The organism is Arthrobacter sp. MMS18-M83 (genome assembly GCF_026683955.1).
Taxonomy (GTDB): Bacteria; Actinomycetota; Actinomycetes; order Actinomycetales; family Micrococcaceae; genus Arthrobacter.
The window spans coordinates 4,369,053-4,388,164 of sequence record NZ_CP113343.1 but is presented as its reverse complement, the minus strand read 5'-3'; the positions used below and the strand labels follow the sequence as shown (position 1 = coordinate 4,388,164).

17 protein-coding genes and 2 tRNA genes are annotated in these 19,112 nt (G+C 62.5%); 12 read left to right on the top strand and 7 right to left on the bottom strand.

Annotated features, from left to right (window positions below; translation table 11 throughout):
* The first annotated feature begins 90 nt into the window (after positions 1-90).
* From pepN to OW521_RS20715, 4 genes are all read left to right on the top strand, one after another.
* Positions 91-2,652: an aminopeptidase N gene (gene pepN, locus OW521_RS20730; protein ID WP_268026031.1), complete on the top strand. Its 2,562-nt coding sequence runs from the start codon at positions 91-93 to the stop codon at positions 2,650-2,652.
* A gap of 96 nt (positions 2,653-2,748) precedes the next feature.
* Entirely contained in the window at positions 2,749-3,228 is a 480-nt protein-coding gene (locus OW521_RS20725) for an OsmC family protein (protein WP_268021388.1), read from the top strand.
* 146 nt (positions 3,229-3,374) lie between these two features.
* Positions 3,375-4,103, top strand: a complete 729-nt coding sequence (locus tag OW521_RS20720; RefSeq protein WP_268021387.1) for a mechanosensitive ion channel family protein — start codon at positions 3,375-3,377, stop codon at positions 4,101-4,103.
* A 1-nt stretch (position 4,104) separates the two neighbouring features.
* The gene (locus tag OW521_RS20715) at positions 4,105-4,578 is read left to right on the top strand and encodes a globin (protein WP_326493986.1); all 474 of its coding nucleotides are present in this window, start codon (positions 4,105-4,107) and stop codon (positions 4,576-4,578) included.
* Positions 4,579-4,640: 62 nt separating this feature from the next.
* Here the strand turns inward: OW521_RS20715 and OW521_RS20710 are convergent, their stop codons facing one another.
* Entirely contained in the window at positions 4,641-5,315 is a 675-nt protein-coding gene (locus tag OW521_RS20710; RefSeq protein ID WP_268021386.1) for a hypothetical protein, read from the bottom strand.
* Positions 5,316-5,378: 63 nt separating this feature from the next.
* Here OW521_RS20710 and OW521_RS20705 point away from each other — a divergent pair, with 63 nt between their 5' ends.
* A complete protein-coding gene (locus tag OW521_RS20705; RefSeq protein WP_268021385.1) occupies positions 5,379-6,287 on the top strand; it encodes an acyl-CoA thioesterase in 909 nt (302 codons plus the stop codon).
* Between the two features lie 104 nt (positions 6,288-6,391).
* Here OW521_RS20705 and ettA read toward each other — a convergent pair whose 3' ends face one another.
* From ettA to OW521_RS20690, 3 genes are all read right to left on the bottom strand, one after another.
* Complete coding sequence (gene ettA, locus OW521_RS20700; protein WP_265979931.1) at positions 6,392-8,074, bottom strand: energy-dependent translational throttle protein EttA; 1,683 nt, start codon at positions 8,072-8,074, stop codon at positions 6,392-6,394.
* 47 nt (positions 8,075-8,121) lie between these two features.
* Positions 8,122-8,649, bottom strand: a complete 528-nt coding sequence (locus tag OW521_RS20695; RefSeq protein ID WP_268021384.1) for a DUF6993 domain-containing protein — start codon at positions 8,647-8,649, stop codon at positions 8,122-8,124.
* 101 nt (positions 8,650-8,750) lie between these two features.
* Positions 8,751-9,293 carry a single-stranded DNA-binding protein gene (locus OW521_RS20690; RefSeq protein ID WP_268021383.1) on the bottom strand — a complete coding sequence of 181 codons (543 nt, stop codon included), beginning with the start codon at positions 9,291-9,293 and terminating at the stop codon, positions 8,751-8,753.
* Positions 9,294-9,511: 218 nt separating this feature from the next.
* Between OW521_RS20690 and OW521_RS20685 the strand changes: the two genes are divergently transcribed.
* Positions 9,512-9,584 (top strand) — tRNA-Arg (locus tag OW521_RS20685).
* A 96-nt stretch (positions 9,585-9,680) separates the two neighbouring features.
* Entirely contained in the window at positions 9,681-10,313 is a 633-nt protein-coding gene (locus OW521_RS20680) for a GNAT family N-acetyltransferase (protein ID WP_268021382.1), read from the top strand.
* A gap of 33 nt (positions 10,314-10,346) precedes the next feature.
* On the opposite strand, the gene map is transcribed toward OW521_RS20680, so the two are convergent.
* Positions 10,347-11,114 (bottom strand): type I methionyl aminopeptidase, encoded by a 768-nt coding sequence (map, locus tag OW521_RS20675; protein WP_268021381.1) that lies wholly within the window; start codon positions 11,112-11,114, stop codon positions 10,347-10,349.
* A gap of 159 nt (positions 11,115-11,273) precedes the next feature.
* Between map and OW521_RS20670 the strand changes: the two genes are divergently transcribed.
* Complete coding sequence (locus OW521_RS20670) at positions 11,274-11,951, top strand: DNA alkylation repair protein (RefSeq protein ID WP_268021380.1); 678 nt, start codon at positions 11,274-11,276, stop codon at positions 11,949-11,951.
* Between the two features lie 7 nt (positions 11,952-11,958).
* Here OW521_RS20670 and mptB (OW521_RS20665) read toward each other — a convergent pair whose 3' ends face one another.
* A complete protein-coding gene (gene mptB / locus OW521_RS20665; RefSeq protein WP_268021379.1) occupies positions 11,959-13,536 on the bottom strand; it encodes a polyprenol phosphomannose-dependent alpha 1,6 mannosyltransferase MptB in 1,578 nt (525 codons plus the stop codon).
* A 337-nt stretch (positions 13,537-13,873) separates the two neighbouring features.
* Between mptB (OW521_RS20665) and OW521_RS20660 the strand changes: the two genes are divergently transcribed.
* Together OW521_RS20660 and OW521_RS20655 are read left to right on the top strand one after the other, a co-directional pair.
* Positions 13,874-15,187 carry a glycosyltransferase family 87 protein gene (locus OW521_RS20660; RefSeq protein ID WP_268026028.1) on the top strand — a complete coding sequence of 438 codons (1,314 nt, stop codon included), beginning with the start codon at positions 13,874-13,876 and terminating at the stop codon, positions 15,185-15,187.
* A gap of 25 nt (positions 15,188-15,212) precedes the next feature.
* The gene (locus tag OW521_RS20655; RefSeq protein WP_268026026.1) at positions 15,213-16,475 is read left to right on the top strand and encodes a glycosyltransferase 87 family protein; all 1,263 of its coding nucleotides are present in this window, start codon (positions 15,213-15,215) and stop codon (positions 16,473-16,475) included.
* On the opposite strand, the gene mptB (OW521_RS20650) is transcribed toward OW521_RS20655, so the two are convergent.
* Positions 16,459-18,021 (bottom strand): polyprenol phosphomannose-dependent alpha 1,6 mannosyltransferase MptB, encoded by a 1,563-nt coding sequence (gene mptB / locus OW521_RS20650; protein WP_442781183.1) that lies wholly within the window; start codon positions 18,019-18,021, stop codon positions 16,459-16,461. The two genes, OW521_RS20655 and mptB (OW521_RS20650), sit on opposite strands and share 17 nt — an antisense overlap.
* A 257-nt stretch (positions 18,022-18,278) precedes the next feature.
* On the opposite strand from mptB (OW521_RS20650), the gene orn reads away from it, so the two are divergent.
* Together orn and OW521_RS20640 are read left to right on the top strand one after the other, a co-directional pair.
* On the top strand, positions 18,279-18,863 hold the full coding sequence (orn, locus tag OW521_RS20645; protein WP_268026025.1) for an oligoribonuclease: 585 nt from the start codon (positions 18,279-18,281) through the stop codon (positions 18,861-18,863).
* 131 nt (positions 18,864-18,994) lie between these two features.
* Positions 18,995-19,067, top strand: a tRNA-His gene (locus tag OW521_RS20640).
* The last annotated feature ends 45 nt before the right edge of the window (positions 19,068-19,112 follow it).

Below are 19,112 nucleotides of genomic sequence, written 5' to 3'. Positions count from 1 at the left end.
AAGCCGGGATCAAATGAAAGAATGACTTCACAGCGCCGGCATTGGCTGAAGTCAGCCGGCTTTCTGCAAACCATTCTTGGAGGCACCACCTTGCCAGGCCTGAACCTGACGCGCGAAGAAGCGGCACAGCGCGCAGAATTGCTCACCGTGACCTCGTACGACGTCACCCTCGACTTGACGAAGGGCGCCGCGGTCTTCGGCTCCACCACGGTGGTGAAGTTCTCCGCCGTCGAGGGTGCCTCGAGCTTTATCGACGCGATCACGGAAACCGTGCACAGCGTGACGCTGAACGGCACCGAGCTGGATCCCGCCGTGGTGTCCGACGGCGTCCGTATCCAACTGCCGGAGCTGGCCGTGGAGAACGAGCTCACGGTAGTTGCCGACGCCCCCTACATGAACACGGGTGAAGGCCTGCACCGATTCGTGGATCCGGTGGACAACGAGGTCTACCTGTACACCCAGTTCGAGGTGCCCGATTCCCGCCGCATGTTCGCCGTGTTCGAGCAGCCGGACCTGAAAGCGGCATTTACGTTCACGGTCACTGCCCCTTCGCACTGGGATCTCATCTCCAACTCCCCCACTCCCGTCCCGGTGGAAACCACTCCGGCGGACGACGGCGGTGCGCGCTCTGTCTGGCATTTCGCCCCCACCCCCCGCATTTCTTCCTACATCTCAGCCCTGATCGCGGGACCATACCAAGCGGTTCGCAGCCAGGTCACCAGCTCCGACGGCCGGGTCATCCCCCTGGGTGTCTTTGCCCGCAAGTCCCTCATGCAGTACCTGGACGCCGGCAAGATCTTCGAACTGACCCGCCAGGGCTTTGAGTTCTTCGAGGCCCAGTTCGGCTTCCCCTATCCCTTCGAGAAGTACGACCAGCTTTTCGTCCCCGAGTTCAACGCTGGCGCCATGGAAAACGCAGGCGCCGTGACGATCCTTGAGGGCTACGTCTTCCGTGGCAAGGTCACGGGTGCCCAGGTCGAACGCCGGGCCATCACAGTGCTGCACGAGCTGGCGCACATGTGGTTTGGCGACCTCGTCACGATGCGCTGGTGGAACGACCTGTGGCTCAACGAGTCCTTTGCCGAGTACATGTCCCACCTGGCCGCGGTCGAAAACACCGAATTCGACCGGGCCTGGACCACCTTCGCCTCCGTGGAGAAATCGTGGGCATACCGCCAGGACCAACTTCCCACCACCCACCCGATTTTCGCCGAGATCAATGATCTCCAGGATGTCGAGGTCAACTTCGACGGCATCACGTATGCCAAGGGAGCTTCCGTCCTACGGCAGTTGGTTGCATGGGTGGGGCAGGATCAGTTCATGGCCGGCGTCCGCGAGTATTTCCAGAAGCATGCTTGGCAGAACACCGAGCTGGCCGACCTCATGAAAGAACTCGAAGCTGCCAGTGGCCGTGACTTGGACCAGTGGGGCAAGCTCTGGCTCGAGACCGCCGGCGTCAACACGCTCGCCCCCGAGCTCAAGGCCGACGCTGACGGCACCATCACTTCGTTTGCGATCCTGCAGACAGCCATCGACGAACAGCCCACCTTGCGTCCACACCGCCTCGCGGTTGGCTTCTACAACCTCTCAGCTGCCGGCAAGCTCGAACGCACCCACAGGGAAGAGCTCGACGTCGACGGCGCCCGGACCGATGTCCCCGCCCTTGCCGGGTTGGTACGCCCGGACCTGGTCCTGCTCAACGATGACGACCTCGCCTATGCAAAGGTTCGCCTCGACCCCGCATCCTGGGCCACTGCAAAAGCCCACCTGAAGGACTTTGCCGGCAGCCTGCCCCGCACCCTCGTGTGGGGCTCCGCCTGGGATGCGGCCCGCGATGGCGAGACTCCGGCCCGCGGCTACGTCGAACTAATTCTCGCGAACATCGCGTCCGAGACCGATTCCTCCGTGATCCAGACCCAACTCCGCCAACTGGCCACCACACTGACGTACTACGTCGCAGCGGAGCACAAGGATGCCGCCGCGGTGGCCGCCGCGGACAAGCTGTGGGAACTCTCGTCCACCGTGACTGCCGGATCGGACGCCCAGCTCCAGTTCGTGAAGTCCTTCGCGCTGCTTGCCGCCAGCAGCTCCCAACTGGACACGGTCCAGGCGCTCCTGGACGGCAGTACGGTCCTCGATGGACTGACCGTTGACCAGGACTTGCGCTGGGAACTCCTCACCTCATTGGTGGTGGGTGGCCGCCAAGGCCAGGAACGGATCGACTCCGAACTCGAGCGTGACCACACAGCCAACGGCCAGAACGCCGCCGCACAGGCGACGGCAGCCCTTCCCACTCCCGAGGCCAAGGCCACTGCGTGGAAGAAGATCGTTGTGACCGGCGAGCTTTCCAATGCCATCCAAAGCTCGGCCGTCGCCGGGTTCACGCGGGTGCTGGACACCTCCCTACTGGAACCGTACGCCGAAAAGTACTTTGAGGCCGTCCCGGAGATTGTTGCCAACCGCACTCATGCGCTGGCCCAGCAGATCGTCGTCGGGCTCTACCCGGCGCAGCTGACCACACAGGCCACGGTGGACCGCACGGACAAGTTCCTGGCTGAGCTGCCGGCGGACAGCAGCGCCCTGCGGCGCATGATGCTCGAAAACCGCGACGGCGTTGCCCGTGCCCTCAGGGCACGCGCAGCAGACGTCTAAGAAACCCCCAGGTAAATTACCGTCAGGCCCCGGTTCCGCATCCTGGACCGGGGCCCCTTCGCATAACGCGGCGAGTGCCGCCGGTAGACTTTCCACATGAGCCTGGACGAACACCGTTACTCCCTCACCGTGCGCTGGACCGGAAATCTGGGGAGCGGGACCTCCACTTACCGCGGCTATTCCCGGGACCACGATGTCGAGATCCCGGGGCTGCCCGTCCTGAAGGGATCCTCGGACCCGACGTTCCATGGCGACCGTAGCCGGTACAACCCCGAACAGTTGCTCCTCACCGCCCTGTCCCAGTGCCACATGCTGTCTTTCCTGCATGTCGCGGTCAAACACGGCGTAGTAGTCACGGACTATGTGGACCATGCCGAGGGGATGATGCGCCTCAACCGTGATGGCAGTGGACAGTTCGAGAACGTCACCTTGAAGCCGCAGGTCACCGTTGCCGACCCCGCGCATGTTTCCCTCATGGACGAATTGCATCGTGAGGCCAACCAAGTGTGCTTCATCGCCCGGAGCGTCAACTTTCCCGTTCTGCATGAGCCGAGCACGACGGCGGTCGCCAGCTAGTTGGATGACAAGGAGGCTGCTCCACCAAGAATCACAATGCGCATGCGACCACGCTACGGCGATAGGGTTGACCGTGGACAGAGTGTTCAGCGCCCGGCAAAAAGGGCCCGGCGAACAATTGGATCCCGTGAGGAGCATTCCCGCACATGAACGTCGCCTCGTCGACCGACAACATCGTGGCCGATGCAGCCAAGATCGATTTCGTGTCAATCTTCGTGACGCTGGGCATTGGGTTGGTGGTCTGGGTTGTGGCCCGGTTCATCATTCTGCGTATCACCCGCAGCGTGGCAGAGGGCACCAGCTTCTTCAAGAAAGCGCATTTCAGGTGGGTCCAGCCGGCCTTCCGGGCGCTCGACCATGAACGACGCGCCCAACGCGCCCACACCATCGGCTCGCTGCTGACCAGCGTGCTGAGCGTGGTGGTGGTGGTCATCGTCATCATCTACGTCCTCAAATACCTGAATGTGGATATCGCACCGCTGCTCACGAGCGTCGGCATTTTGGGTGTGGCCATTGGCTTCGGTGCCCAACAGCTCATCCGTGATTTCCTGTCCGGGATCTTCATCACCATCGAGGACCAGTTCGGGATCGGCGATGTGATCGTGACCACCGAAGTGATTGGCACCGTTGAATCCGTAGGCCTCCGGATCACCAGGCTCCGGGCCGAAGACGGCGCCATCTGGTATCTGCGCAATGGAGAGATCCTGAGAGTGGGCAACCGCTCGCAAGGCGACTACGTGCCGGAGGAACCAGCCGTCCCGGACGACGTTCCGCCCGCACCTCCGGGTACTGCGCCTGCTGAAACCGCTGCATCCGGTGCGCCTCAATCTTCAAAGGAATCTCTCAAGATTCAAGAGCAGAAAGCAGGTGAGTGACATGGGCAGCCAGCAGGAATCCGCAGCACCGCAGCCAGCCGAGCGGCGGCAGTTGATGCAAAACGATCCCTTCAGCCAGCCTGCCTACACTGACAGCTTCTACGAGGCCATCGGTGGCCACGAGACTTTCGTGAGACTCATCGACGTCTTTTACGACGGCGTCGCCGGAGATCCGTTGCTCCGGCCCATGTACCCGGAGGAAGACCTCGCCCCGGCTAAGCGCCGGTTCCTCATGTTTCTCGAGCAGTACTGGGGTGGCCCAGGCACCTACAGCGAAGAACGTGGGCACCCCCGCCTGCGGATGCGGCATATGCCGTTCCAGGTGACGCCCGAAGCCAAGGACCGATGGCTCTTCCACATGCGCGCGGCAGTGGATTCGCTCGGCTTGTCTCCGCTGCATGAAGGCACGCTGTGGGACTACATGGAGCGGGCTGCACTCACCATGGTGAACAGCCCGTCGGTCCAGCAGCCCTGAACCCGTAGGGGTCTGGGTTGTGTTGGCCCGGGCGCGGTGCGTCCGGGTTCGCGTACGCGGGCTCAGCGAGCCTGGAAGCCCAGGCCTGATCCGGATCGCGCCAGGATGTGGCCCCGGCTTCCGCTGAGCCGGAACCAACGCCCGTTGCGGAAGAGGCGGTGCTCCCGATCGCCAAGGAAACCGAGAGCCAAGGCCGCGAACGCCGCGCCTGCGGGCACGCCGCCAAGCCCGGGAATCTCCCGTCCCCACACCGCCGCCCTCGCATTGTTGACGATCAAAGCACCAGGCTGATCCGGAACAATCCCGGCCACCTCCGCTATGCCAGCATTCGCCACGGCCCTGAGTTCGGCGTCGGGCACTGAACCGAGCGGCTCCCAGCCGCTGCGGGGCGCCCCGACTCCCGCCCACGACTCGGAAACGGTCGACGGCGGGATGGCCAGCTCTACGTCGTCAGCACCGGACCGCGCGAGGCGGTCCAGGACGGAGGACAGGGTCACTGTGACGTCCGCATGGGCGTCATCCGCCAGGGCGATGGTGCGCAGCCCGAGGATGGTGGGGGTCGATTCGCCCAGGAGACGCGGCCTCAGGACGCAGACATATGCAGCCAGCACGCGACCGGTTGCTTGAAGCCGAATCGCGCCGTCGTCGATGCTCTTGGCGCGCGTGACATAGGTGCGGAGATCCGCCAGATCGCGGGGATCGACGAAACGGAAGGACTGGGTCAATACATCGGACACATCATCGACTCTACCGGCATGTCCTCGGTTGAGAGGGGTCGGTGCGGCGTCTAGAGTCGAACCATGACTGACGCGCACGCCGGCCTGGAACATCAGGTTGCCATTGAGGACCCGACGTCCACCCTCATCGAACTGCTGTCCCTGGCTGATTTCGACGGCGCGAGAACCGCCGAGGACATCTTCCTCGGACCGTCCCAGAAACAGCCCCGACATCGGGTGTTCGGCGGCCAAGTCCTGGCTCAATCACTCGTGGCCGGTATGCGCACCGTGGATGAGGACCGAGCCGTCCATTCGATGCACGGCTATTTCCTTCGTCCCGGGGATGCCAACCAACCCATCACTTTCAGCGTCGAACGGCTCCGTGACGGACGCTCGTTCTCAGCGCGTCGGGTGCATGCATACCAGGAAGGCCAACCGATCCTGTCGATGATCGCTTCCTTCCAGACCGAGGCAGAGGGCGTGGAGCACCAGTCCTCCATGCCAGTGGGAATTCCGGACCCCGAATCCTTGCCGAGTACCGCGGAACTCCTGCAGAAGTACGATCACCCATTGGCCCGCCACATGTCCTTCGAGCGGCCTTTCGATGTGCGCCACGTCGATCCCGCACTGTATGTGGAAGCGCCCAAGGACCGGATAGCCAGCAATGCCGTCTGGATGAAGACCTTCGGCCCGATGCCGGACGATCCCAACCTTCACCTGGCCGCGCTGGCCTACGCGAGCGACTACACCATCTTGGAATCGGTGCTGCGCAAGAACGGATTGAGTTGGATGACGCCGGGCATGAGTGTAGCCAGCCTTGACCACGCCATGTGGTGGCACCGTCCCGTGCGCGTGGATGAATGGCTGCTTTACGTCCAGGAGTCCCCCAGCGCCCAGGGTGCGCGAGGACTAGCCACCGGCAAGATCTTCAGCCGTGATGGCCTGCACGTCGCCACCGTGGCGCAGGAGGGCATGCTCCGGATTCCGCAGTAGTTGCTTGCGTCGCTGCCACAACGCGGCCAAGATCATCACACGAAGAAGGCCGGCGCCCCGGGAGATATTATCCAGGAGCGCCGGCCTTCCGCGATTGGATCCGCTTAGTCGCGGGTCAACTTGCGGTGCGTCACACGGTGCGGCTTGGCAGCGTCCGGGCCGAGTCGCTCCACCTTGTTTTCCTCGTACGACTCGAAGTTCCCCTCGAACCAGTACCACTTCGAGGGGTTTTCCTCATCGCCTTCATAAGCCAGGATGTGGGTGGCGACTCGGTCGAGGAACCACCGGTCGTGAGAGACCACCACGGCGCAGCCGGGGAACTCGAGCAGGGCGTTCTCCAGGCTGCTGAGGGTTTCGACGTCGAGGTCGTTGGTGGGCTCGTCAAGCAACAGCAGGTTTCCGCCTTGCTTGAGGGTCAGCGCCAGGTTAAGACGGTTGCGCTCACCGCCGGAAAGCACCCCAGCCTTCTTCTGCTGGTCTGGACCCTTGAAGCCGAAGGCCGCGACGTAGGCGCGGGACGGCATTTCAACGTGTCCGACCTGGATAAAGTCGAGACCGTCGGAGACGACCTCCCAGAGCGTCTTGTTGGGGTCGATGCCACCGCGACTCTGGTCGGCGTAGGAGATCTTCACGGAGTCGCCGACCTTGAGGTCGCCGCCGTCGAGGGGTTCTAGCCCAACGATGGTCTTGAACAAGGTGGTCTTGCCGACGCCATTGGGGCCGATGACACCAACAATGCCGTTGCGGGGAAGGGAGAACGAAAGCCCGTCGATCAAGGTCCGGTCTTCGAACCCCTTCTGCAGGTTCTTCGCTTCCAGGACCAGGCCACCCAGGCGCGGTCCCGGCGGAATCTGGATTTCCTCGAAGTCGAGCTTCCTGGTGCGGTCGGCCTCGGCTGCCATTTCCTCGTACCGGGCCAGACGAGCCTTCGACTTGGTCTGGCGGCCCTTGGCGTTGGAACGGACCCATTCGAGTTCTTCGGTGAGCCGCTTGGCCTGCTTGGCGTCCTTCTTGCCCTGGATTTCCAGACGGGCGCGCTTCTTCTCCAAGTAAGTGGAGTAGTTGCCTTCATAGGGGTACAGGCGGCCGCGGTCGACTTCACAGATCCACTCGGCGACGTGGTCCAGGAAGTAGCGATCGTGAGTGATCGCGAGGACGGCGCCGGGGTAGGAAGACAAGTGCTGCTCCAACCACAGGACGCTTTCGGCATCCAAATGGTTGGTGGGCTCGTCAAGGAGGAGGAGGTCAGGCTTCTGGAGGAGGAGTTTGCACAGCGCCACGCGGCGGCGCTCACCACCTGACAGGACAGTCACGTCGGAGTCGCCCGGCGGGCAGCGCAGCGCGTCCATGGCCTGTTCGAGCTGGGAATCGATGTCCCAGGCATCTGCAGCATCGATGGCTTCCTGGAGGTGGCCCATTTCCTCCAGGAGTGTGTCGTAGTCGGCATCCGGGTTGGCCATTTCCTCGGAGATCTCGTTGAAGCGCTGGATCTTCGAGTAGATCTCGCCTACGCCTTCCTGGACGTTGCCCAGGACAGTCTTTTCCTCGTTCAGGGGCGGCTCCTGCAGGAGGATACCCACGGAGTAGCCGGGGCTGAGGCGGGCTTCGCCGTTCGACGGTGTGTCGATGCCAGCCATGATCTTCAGGATCGTGGATTTGCCGGCTCCGTTCGGGCCAACGACGCCGATCTTCGCACCAGGGAAGAACGACATGCTGACATCGTCCAGGATAAGTTTTTCGCCAACGGCCTTGCGAGCCTTGGTCATCGTATAAATGAATTCCGCCATGCCGTTAAATCTAATGGGTGGCAAGGCATAACTCACATTCGGCCCTACTAGCGTGAATCCCCGACGAAGCATTTGCCGCTGGCCAGCACGGGCAGGACAGACACCGATACCTGGCCGTCCCGGATCTCGCCCATGACACAGTCCTTGTCCAGCCTGGCCGCCGCCTCGATGGCATCGACGTCCAGTCCTGTGGGCGTCTTGCCGGCGGAAACTTCCAACGTCGACGCGGGAATGCCGGCTGAAACGAGTTGTGATCGCAATGCCTCTTGTGCCGGTTTCGGCGTCGCCGCGGCCAGGGCCTTGAGCGCGGACTCCATGGTCTGCTTCAGGCTCACCGTGCTCGGGCTGAGCGAGGCCGAAGGGATTCCAGCGCCGGGACTGGCGGTGGCCGGAACGGGGGTGGCTGGACTCGATGGGGAGGGCGATGAGATTGGCTTGCTTCCAGACACGACGGGAGCCGGTGCGGAACAGCCCGCCACCAGTCCGGCGACGAGTAGCGGCCCCGCAAGCAGCAAGCGTCGGCTTCCAGCGACGTGGCGGTGTCCTGATTGTTTTCGCGGCGTTCCCCTGCTCATCACCCGGCCATTCTGCCATGCGGCGCACTGTCTGCTGCGCCGCACGGCAATCCGCGGATGTCCACGGCATCATTGTTTCAAACACCTGGTTCCACAAGTTCTCAGGTATCGGCATCAACAAGAACCGGCTCGTCGCTTTCTCCGGCTGGAAGAATAACTCCCCTCTCAGCTGCGCCACCCGCGTCCTCGTCGTCGTCCGGACCGCCTTCACCGTCGTCCTCCGCTGCAGGCCACTGATTCTCCGGCTCGGCGTCCGGGGCAGCGGGCGTGATCTGCGGACTCGTGCCGCTTGTGGTCCGGATGAAGTTCGCCGAGCCCCACATGAGGTCGTGCCCCACTGATTCGGCAATGATCTCGGCAACGTGGTAGACCTTGCCGTCGCGTTCCCATTGCCTCAACTTGAGTTTGCCGACCACGATGATCCGCTGGCCCTTCTTGACGCTGCACCCAATATTTCCCGCGAGGTGCCTGAACGTTTGGACCGTGAACCAGTTGGTGTTGCCATCGATCCAGACATCGTTGGCACGGTCGAACCTGCGCTCCGTGGAGCCCAGGCGGAATGAGGCAGTCCCTGTTCCGCCCGGCGTCGTCGAGCTTCTGATTTCCGAGGCCACGAATCCCCGGACGGTGATGATGTCGTTCATGGTCTTGTCCTAACATGAGTTGAATTGCCTGGCTGGCTCTTTCAGCTTCTCGCCCTGCCCAGTTCCCCGGCAGTGCCCAATTCCCGTATGTGCATAGCCACGCCGAATGACCGCCTGTGGAGGAAGAGTCACGCCCTTAACCGACCTGACAACACAGGCACCCGCCGCAATGTAAACTCTTGGTGGCGCCTTAGCCACGTGCTGTGCAAGCGTCACCAGCCTCGGTAGCTCAGAGGATAGAGCAGGAGCCTTCTAATCTCTTGGTCGGGGGTTCGATTCCCTCCCGGGGCACCCAAAGAGCGGCCCTGACCTGCGGAAACGTAGTTCAGGGCCGCTCTTGGTTTTCGTCAACCGGCGCATTTCCAGGCCCGTGCCGGCACCAATCCCATGCAGTGGACCCTCGCTACGATCTACGCTGTTCCCATGGCCCCGAACGTCCCCGGCTCCGCCGCGATCACCACGTGCCCCGCAACTTGGCCCGACGTCGAAAAGCTCTTTGGCATCCGCGGCGAGCCCTCGCGCTGTTGGTGCCGTTGGTTCGCCCTCCCCGGTCGGGATTGGAAAACCACTCCCCCTGTGGCGCGGAAGGAGCAGCTCGAAGCCAAGTTCGACGACGGCGGCCTGGAACCCGGGGTTCTGGCGTTTCGGGGCGACGAAGCAGTAGGCTGGTGCGCCGTCGAGCCGCGCGAGCGCTATCCGCGTATCGAAATGTCCCGAGTCCTAAAAGCCGCAGGAAAAGGCGCGCACGATGGGACTAGAGTTTGGTCGGTCAGTTGTTTCGTGGTTTCTCCCGGCCACCGCCGGAGCGGTGTGGCCGCAGCGTTGCTGGCCGCCGCCGTCGGGCATGCCTTTGCCCACGGGGCCGAAATAGTTGAAGGCTACCCGGTGGATCCCTCGCTCCGACCGAAGGCCGGTTCAGCCGATCTCTACCAGGGGACGGTCAAGTTGTTCACGGCCGCGGGCTTCACGACCGTTTCCACAGCCGTGCCCGGAAGGGCGGTCATGCGCCTGCTGGGCTGATTTCTTGCGCACAGGGTTCCGAGGCAATGCCGCTTACGGCAGCGTCAAGATAACGGGGCCGTCTGCTGTGATCGCGACGGTGTGTTCGCTGTGCGCCGCGCGGCGGCCGTTGGCAGAGCGCAGGGTCCACTGGTCGTCATCGTGGTAGTAGTCGTCGCTGCCACCCAGAATCAGCATCGGCTCAATGGCGATCACCAGACCCTCCACGAGCTTCACCCCGCGGCCCGGCCGGCCGATGTTCGGCACGTTCGGTTCCGCATGCATAGTCCGGCCAATGCCATGACCCCCGTGATCGGCAAGGATCCCATAGCCACTCCGTTTGGCCTCCCCGCCGATGGCGTACGCAAGATCGCCCATCTTGTTGCCAATCCGGGCGGCCTCGATTCCGCGGGCAAGGGCGGCATCCGTGGCATCGATCAACTCCTGGTCCACAGGATCCGGAGTGCCCACGATGAAGCTTATGGCTGCGTCTCCGCACCACCCCTCCACGAATGCCCCGCAGTCGACGCTCAAGAGATCGCCGTCCTGCAGCACGTATCCGTCCGGAATTCCATGCACCACGGCGTCGTTGACACTCGTGCAAATAACACCGGAGAAGGGCGTGGACGCCCACCGCGGCCGGTAGTTCAGGAACGCCGGCTTGGCACCGGCGGATTCAATGAAAGCGGCAGCAACACTATCCAGTTCCTTCAGCGTCACCCCGACTTCGGCTTGCGAACGAACCGCGGAAAGCGTGTCGGCAACCACACGCCCGGCTTCACGCATGAGTGCAATCTCGTCTGGCGTCTTCACCGTGGACAAAAGCGGGCCTCCAAGGCACTAGGAAAAAGGGGCCCGAGGCGGACACCGGATGAACTCTTTCCACCAACTTTATGGGCGCCCCGGCGCGAGTCAACAAGGTGGCGCGTAAAGACCACCGCAGAGGAGCGGTCCGCCGCAGGACTGCCCTAGAGTCACAGTATGGAACACGGAAGAATCGCCACCATCCGGGAACGCCTGCGTGCAGAAGCAGACCCAGAAAGGGCGAAATCGGCACAAGCGTACATGAAGTCATCCATGCCCTCCCTCGGCGTCAGGGTTCCCGTGGTCCGCCGCATGGTTCTCATCACCGCAAAGGAACTGCCTTTCGGGTGCCCGGCCGAACTGCGCGACGACGTCAGGCAGCTGTGGCGGGAGGCCACCTGGCGGGAAGAACGCTATGCGGCCATTGATCTGACTTCACTCAAGTCGGTGGCGAACGATCTGGAGATGTTGCCGCTGTACGAAGAAATCATCAGGACAGGTGCATGGTGGGATTACGTTGACGGTGTCTCAGACCGTATTTGCGCCCTTCTGCAGCACCACCGGAGCACGCTGACGCCGCTCATGCGGAAGTGGGCGTCCGACCCGGACTTCTGGGTCCGGCGCGCCGCCATCACCTCCCAACTCAAGGCAAAGTCGGCCACAGACAAGGAACTTCTCTCCATTGTGCTCGACGCCAATCTGGCCGACAAGGAATTCTTCATCCGGAAGGCAATCGGCTGGACGCTGCGGGAGTACGCCAAAACGGATCCCCAATGGGTGCGGGACTATGTGGAAACCCGACGGGCCCGCCTGAGCCAGCTGTCGCTGCGCGAGGCGATCAAACACCTCGGTTGAACCCGGTTCAGGACTTCGGCTTGAGCTTAAGCTTCAAAGTCCCGCGACGCGGGCGGAACAGCACATGGGTCTTCTTGTCAAAGAACACCAGATAGGCGATGAACGAGACCGCGATGGCGATGGCCACTCCGCGCACCACCTCAATGGGGATCCATTGGAAGACGCTCAATTGGTCCGTCAGTGCGATGAGGGTGAAGAACGCCGTCAAATAGAAGACCGTCCGAAGCTGGGGCCCGTCCGCGATTCCCGTCACGGTAAAGAACACGAGCAACCAGACCATGTACCAGGGCTGAATCACCGGCGCCAGGACGACGACGGCGGCGAAGGCCCACGCCATCCTCCGAAGCACGGTCTTGTTGAACCCAGGTTCGTCGTCGATCGGCGCGGGCATGCCGATTCCACGGCCAGGCGTGCGGACGGCAAGCCAGACGATAGCAAGCGCCGAGACCGCCGTTCCGATGGTCTGGATGACGTCCGTCACGGGGACGCCGGAACCGCCGAAAAGTCCGACCACGGAGCCTGCCGTATGGGCCAGCAGGCCCACCGGCGCGTACCATATCCAGACGGCACCGGGAGTCTGCAGCGCACCGAGCCAACCGAATCCCAGTCCGTTGACGAATCCTGCGGCGGCCAGTAGCCCTAGGGATAAGCCCAACGTGGCCGTCCAGCAGAACATCCTGCGGCCCCACCCGGCACGGGACCCGGCCCACACCAGGCCAGCAAACGGCAAAGCAATCAAAGTAATTGGCTTGATGGCGATCGAAGCGGTGATCAGCACGATTCCGAGCACGGGCCGTTTGACCGAGGTGTAGTACAGCCCGGCAACGGCCAGGCCCAACATCAAGGAGTCATTGTGCGCGCTCGCGATGAAGTTGATGAGGAGAACCGGGTTGAGAACCCCAAGCCAAAGCGCCCTGTCCGGGTTCACTCCATAGCGTGCGGCCAATCGGGGAACGTAGATGGTGAGCAGTAAGACCCCGCCGAGTGCTGCCAGCCTGAAGGGAATCAGGGCAAGTTCGGGGATGCCTGCGCTCACCCACACGGCTCCCTGTTCAATCCACAGCCAGAGCGGACCGTATGGCGTGGGAGCCTCGGTCCACATTTTGTCGGGTCCGAGGGAAAAGTAGTTGCTCAGGGCAGAGATGCCGTTGGTGTAAGGATCCAGGCCCTGCTCCATCAGACGGCCCTGGCCGATATAGGCATAGGCGTCCCTGCTGAACAGGGGCAGCGCGAGCATCAGTGGCAGCGTCCACATCCACAATGCACGCCGGAGGACACGACGCGCGGAGGGGTTCCAGCCGCCGATCCGCTGGGCAATGCGCAGCCATGAACGCAGGAGCAGGAGTGCGCCAAGGCAGAGCATCACAGTGCACAGAATCACGCCTGCCGGAGAAGTCCTGGCCATGATGAAGAGTGGGGTGCGGATCAAGGCGCTGCTGCTGGCCAGCCAGCCGACACCTACCGACCCAGCCACCATGAGCAAAGACCCGATGAATCCTTGAAGGATCGCCGTCCTTGCCGCCTTGGCAATAACTGTGCCGTGCACCGGGGCGTTGGAGCCGCCAAGCGCCTCTGGATGAGTCAACGAACTCCTCACCTCACGCTCGCGAAACTTCGACGTCACCATCAAACAAAATCCTGTCCGGTTCCCTGCCGCATCCGTGCCAAAGTGGTAATGGCGGCTGCCTTGGATTATTGCAACTGTAGCATCGCCGCCCGCGGCATCCCGGGGCCCTCCGGACCCCGGGTCGGACTGCGAAAGTGGCCTGAGATAGGATGAACGGGGCTCTGGTTTGATGCCGAAGGCCCACAGGCACGCCGGTTCCGCATGAATTTCAACGGAACCGCTGTTGCCTGGAGCGGCTCCCGCCGCAACGGCTCGCGGCACCCTGTGACGACAACTACCTGACAAGGATCCTCCCATTTCCACGGACTCATTCTTCAGCGCGCTCACACGGTTCCGGCATCGTGTCATTCCCTCTTCGTTGGAAACAAGGCTCAACTCCCCCAAGGGTCTGCTGGCGGGCTTCTGCATTGTGCACTTGGTCTTCCTCGTGTTCGCTTTGATCGTCTCCCTGCGTGGCGAAGCTTTCAGCGACACATTCATCTATCGGGACTGGACTGCCGCGGGGTTCCGGGATGAGAACCTCAGTGGCGGGCCCAGTCCGTGGGTCTACCCCGTCCTGGCCCTGATACCGATGGCCATCGCAGGCTTGGCTGGTCCCGGCCCGTTCTTCTTCCTGTGGGTGCTCATGATCACCGTGCTCGACGGCGTAGCTCTCGCCAAGCTCACGGGGTGGGGACGCCGTCGGGAGGCCATCCCGGCAGCATGGTGGTGGCTGGTCTTCGTCTTCATCATGGGATGGCTGGGATTCGCCCGTGTGGATGGATTTACCGCGCCGATCGTGCTGATCGCCCTGGCATACGGAGTGTCCCACCCTTTCATTGCCTCGACCCTTCTGAGCGTTGCCACCTGGATGAAGGTCTGGCCGGCCGCCGTCATGCTTTCCTTGGTCACCGTGGTCAAGCAGAGAATCCGCGTGGTTGCGGCCGGGATTCTGACCACCGCCCTGGTGGTCGCGCTCACGGCTGCCGTGGGCGCGCTGCCCAAACTCTTCAACTTCCTCACCCAGCAGGGCGATCGCGGAATGCAACTGGAGGCCACTTTTACTGCTCCTTGGTTGTGGCTCTCGGTCCTCCATGTGGGCGACTCCAGGATGTACATGAATACGGACATCAACTCGATGCAGGTGGATGGCCCAGGCACACCGTTCATGTCACAACTGATGCAGCCCCTCCTGGTCTTGGCCGCACTCCTGGTCGCTGCCCTGACATTCTGGGCACTTCACAACGGCAAGCGAAGCGGCGGGGCTGACCGCACGGAGCTGTTGTTGGCCGGCTCCCTGACCATGGCCACGGCCTTCGTGGTTTTCAACAAGGTCGGATCCCCGCAGTTCATGGTCTGGCTGGCACCAGCTGTCGCCGTCGGACTCGCGCATAGCTGGAAGGAATGGCGCGTCCCGGCGACGATGCTCATTGCGATTGCGGTAGCCACGTACTTCATTTACCCCCTCTTCTACGATGCCCTCAGCCACAACAACCCTTGGATGGCCTTGGTTTTAACCGTCCGCAATGTCCTGCTGGTTGTGCTCTTCTGCTGGTCCGTTCGCCGGCTGTACCTTTTGGGCAAAAAGATTCCGGCCAACGAACCGGCCGCCGCTGCCAAGGAGTCCTGAGATTTCCGTTCGATTCTTTGACGGGCTGGCCCGTGTGCGCGACGCTGCCCTGCCGCCTGCCGCCGTCGCATGGTTCAGCCGTCCTTCCAGCGTGTGGTGGGGTTTCGCAGCCGTCCATGTGTACTTCCTCGGCTGGATGGCAAGCTTTTTCGTTTCAGGGAACACCTTCAGCGACACCGAGCAGTACCGCCAGTGGGCAATGAACGGTTACAACCCCGCGGATCTCAACGGCATGATCAGCCCTTGGGTCTATCCAGTGCTCGCCCAGATTCCGATCTTCCTGGCCAACATCGCGGGCCCGGGCCCGTACTTGCTGGTCTGGACTCTGATCATCACCGTGCTCAACGCCGCCGGATTGTTCATCCTGACCCGCGGGCCGCGCCGGACAACCGGCATTGCCCCCGCTTGGTGGTGGCTGTTCTTCACCGCCTTCATGGGTTACCTCAGCTTTGCCCGGGTGGAGGGCATCACCGCGCCCATCGTGCTGGTAGCCCTGCTGTATGCAGCTACGCGCCCCGTCGCAGCGGGAATCCTTCTCAGCATTGCCACCTGGATCAAGGTCTGGCCGGCCGCCGTCCTGGTGCCTATCGTCATCGCGAGTGGCCGCAGGCTGCAGATCATAGCCTGCGGCGCAGCCGTAACGGCGGAAGTCGCGTTGGGTACATACCTTTCAGGCGGGCTTCCGCACATCCTTGACTTCCTCACCAACCAAGGTGAGCGCGGCATGCAATTGGAGGCCACGTTCTCAACTCCCTGGGTCTGGCTGAGCGTGCTCAACATCGGCGGCTCCAAAATCGCTGACAACGTCGCCATCAATTCCACGGAAGTGTATGGACCGGGCGCGAATGTAGCGGCATTCATGATGCAGCCCCTCCTGGTGCTCGCCGCCGTCGCAGGCTCAGCCCTGTTGATTTGGGCGCTTAGGCGCGGAGCCGAAGCGGAAGAGCTGTTTCTTGAGGGGGCGCTCATGATGACCACCGCGTTCATCGTGTTCAACAAAGTGGGCTCGCCTCAATTCATCATCTGGCTGGCTCCGGTGGTTGTCGCCGGCCTGACCCACGACTGGAACAGGTGGCGTGTTCCTGCCGCCCTACTCATGGGCATCGCCATGACGACTTTTGTGATCTACCCGCTGTTCTACACCCCGCTCATTCACGCCAACCCCGTGATGGCGGCAATACTCACCACGCGTAACGTGCTTCTGGTTGTCCTGCTGTGGTGGTCTGTACAGCGATCCCTTGAGCTTGGCCGCAAGTCCGGCGCAGCCACCGCTATTCGGGGCGCCTGAGCCTTCGCTCGAGCCTGCGGAGGAGCTCCATGGGAGTGGACTGGATCAGTAGCCTGCGGGTGTGCACGTCCAGGACCATTAAGTAGATCGTGAATCCCACCGCCACCACGAAGGCCAGGGAAGACACCTTCACGTTCATCTCCACAAAGGACAGCACCGAAATCTGGTCCTGCGCGCCGAAGGCCACGAAGAAGGTGATGGCGACATAGAGCGACTTGATCTGCCAGTCGTCCCTGATGCCTGTGACCGCGAGCAGCGGGATGAACCATAGGATGTACCACGGCTGGATGATGGGGGAAAGCATGACGACGGCGGCAAACCCCAGGGCCGCGCGACGCACCAGCCGCGAATAGTCGCCCCGGAACATCAGGACCACCACCAGGGCCATTCCGACCCACTTCATGAGGGTACGGAGCCCCGTGGCCACAGCCGGCCCTGGCAGGCCCAGGAGGTTAGCGGTCACCTCGAGCTGCTGGCCGAGGAAGCCGGAAGGCGAATATCCGGTGTAGCCAGGGGTGGGATCGAGGATGGCCCAGACCCACCCAAAACCAAGGTTGTAGGGGATTCCGCTCACGGCCAGCACGCCGAAGCTTATGGCCGCCGTCGCGCCCCAGAACAGGAACTTGCGGGTCCAGCTCGCGGCCGGGCCAGCCCACATGAGGCCGATGAAAGGCAGGAGAAGCACCGTGATCGGCTTGATTCCGATGGAAGCCGTGACCAGTAATAGACCGGTGATATGGCGGCCGGTGGCGGCAAAGTACATGCCTGCCACCGCGAGGCCGACCATCAAGGCATCGTTATGGGCACTGGCTACGAAGCTGATGAGAAAGAGCGGATTCGCCACAGCGATCCACAGCGCACGGCCCGGATTGATGCCGTGCAGCTCGGCCAGCTTGGGAACGTAGACCACGCAGAGCACTACTCCCGCCGTCGCCAAAACGCGAAAGAGCAAGACGGAAAAATCGGGCTGGGCGTCGGTGATGCCCACCACCCACCTCGCAAGCCACAGGAAATATGGTCCATAGGGTGTCTTGGCTTCAGCCCAGGCCGGGTCGGCACCGAGGGAAAACCAGTTGCTGAGCGAGGAAATACCGGCGGTGTAGGGGTTTTGGCCCTCCAAAACCAGCCTGCCTTGGCCTGTGTAGGCGTACACGTCCCGCGAATAGATGGGCACGGCGAACATCATTGGCGCGGCCCACGCCGCGACCGCGATAACCACCGACCTGAGCGAGCCTGGCCCCCAATCTTTGAGCCTTTGCCCTAGCCGCAACCAGGACCTGACCAAAAGCATGGCCCCGGCTGTCAGCAAGATGGTGGAGGTCGTAACGCCCCAGCCCTCGGTGCGCAGGGCGATGACAACCGGGTGCCTGAACATGGGAGATCCGTTGGCGATCCAGCCGGCGCCGATCGAACCGGCGAAGATCATGAGGGATCCGAAGAAACCCTCCCAGATGGCCACATAGGCCTTGACCTGGCTAGCGGTACCGGCACCCGTACGCGCACTTTTCGGGGAATCGAGACCCGCGGCGATCGTCTCAGGCGACATGGCTGGTTCCTTTGCCTCATCCCGGCTGTTTGAGGTGCCCACGCCCGATCCGCCTGCCGTCATGATATTTCCAGTCCCTACGTACATTGGTCCAGCTCATCGAGGCAGGCAATAACCGCTCGACAACGGCCCAGTTTACCAGCCGGAGTACGCCTCAAACGCGGAATCGAGCGCCCCGCCACGCTTCCCATGCGGCCGAACGGTAGGCTGGGCGCGTGCCTATTACTAATGAACGCATCGTCTGGATCGACTGCGAGATGACCGGTCTTGACCTTGAAAACGACGCCCTGATCGAGGTAGCGGCCTTGGTCACAGATTCGGACCTCAACATCCTGGGTGATGGCGTGGACGTCGTCATCAAACCCGACGACGCCGCTCTTGAGCAGATGAACGACTTCGTTCGCGACATGCATACCCGTTCAAAGCTCCTGGACGAACTCCCCCATGGCAAGACCATGGCCGAGGCGGAAGCAATGGTCCTTGAGTACATCGAGAAATGGGTACCCGACCCCAAGAAGGCGCCGCTCGGTGGCAACTCGGTCGGAACAGACCGCATGTTCCTCGCGCGCGATATGCCCAATATCGTTGAACACCTTCACTATCGGGTCATCGACGTCAGCACCATCAAGGAACTCTCGCGCCGCTGGTTCCCACGCGCCTATTTCCAGTCCCCGGCCAAACATGGTGGTCACCGTGCGCTCGGAGACATCAAAGACTCCATCGACGAACTGCGTTACTACCGCGAGGCAGTCTTCGTCCCGGCGCCTGGACCAGATACAGCAACGGCACAGCGGATTTCCAAGCAGGTCATTGGCGGCCCGGAGACGCCGGCAAGTACGTGATCTACGGCACCTTTTTGGGAAATTTCACCCAAAGGGTCAAAAGTGGCAAAACCACCCCCGAAGACGGGGTATAGTTTTTGTCGTTGCCTTCGCAGCTGACGGGTCATTCCGAAAGCGGCCAAAGGCGCATGGTGGGCGTAGCTCAGTTGGCAGAGCGCCTGGTTGTGGTCCAGGAGGTCGCGGGTTCAACCCCCGTCGCTCACCCTCACGAGATCGGTGCAGTTCGCCGATCGCAGCCAAAGGCCGTAC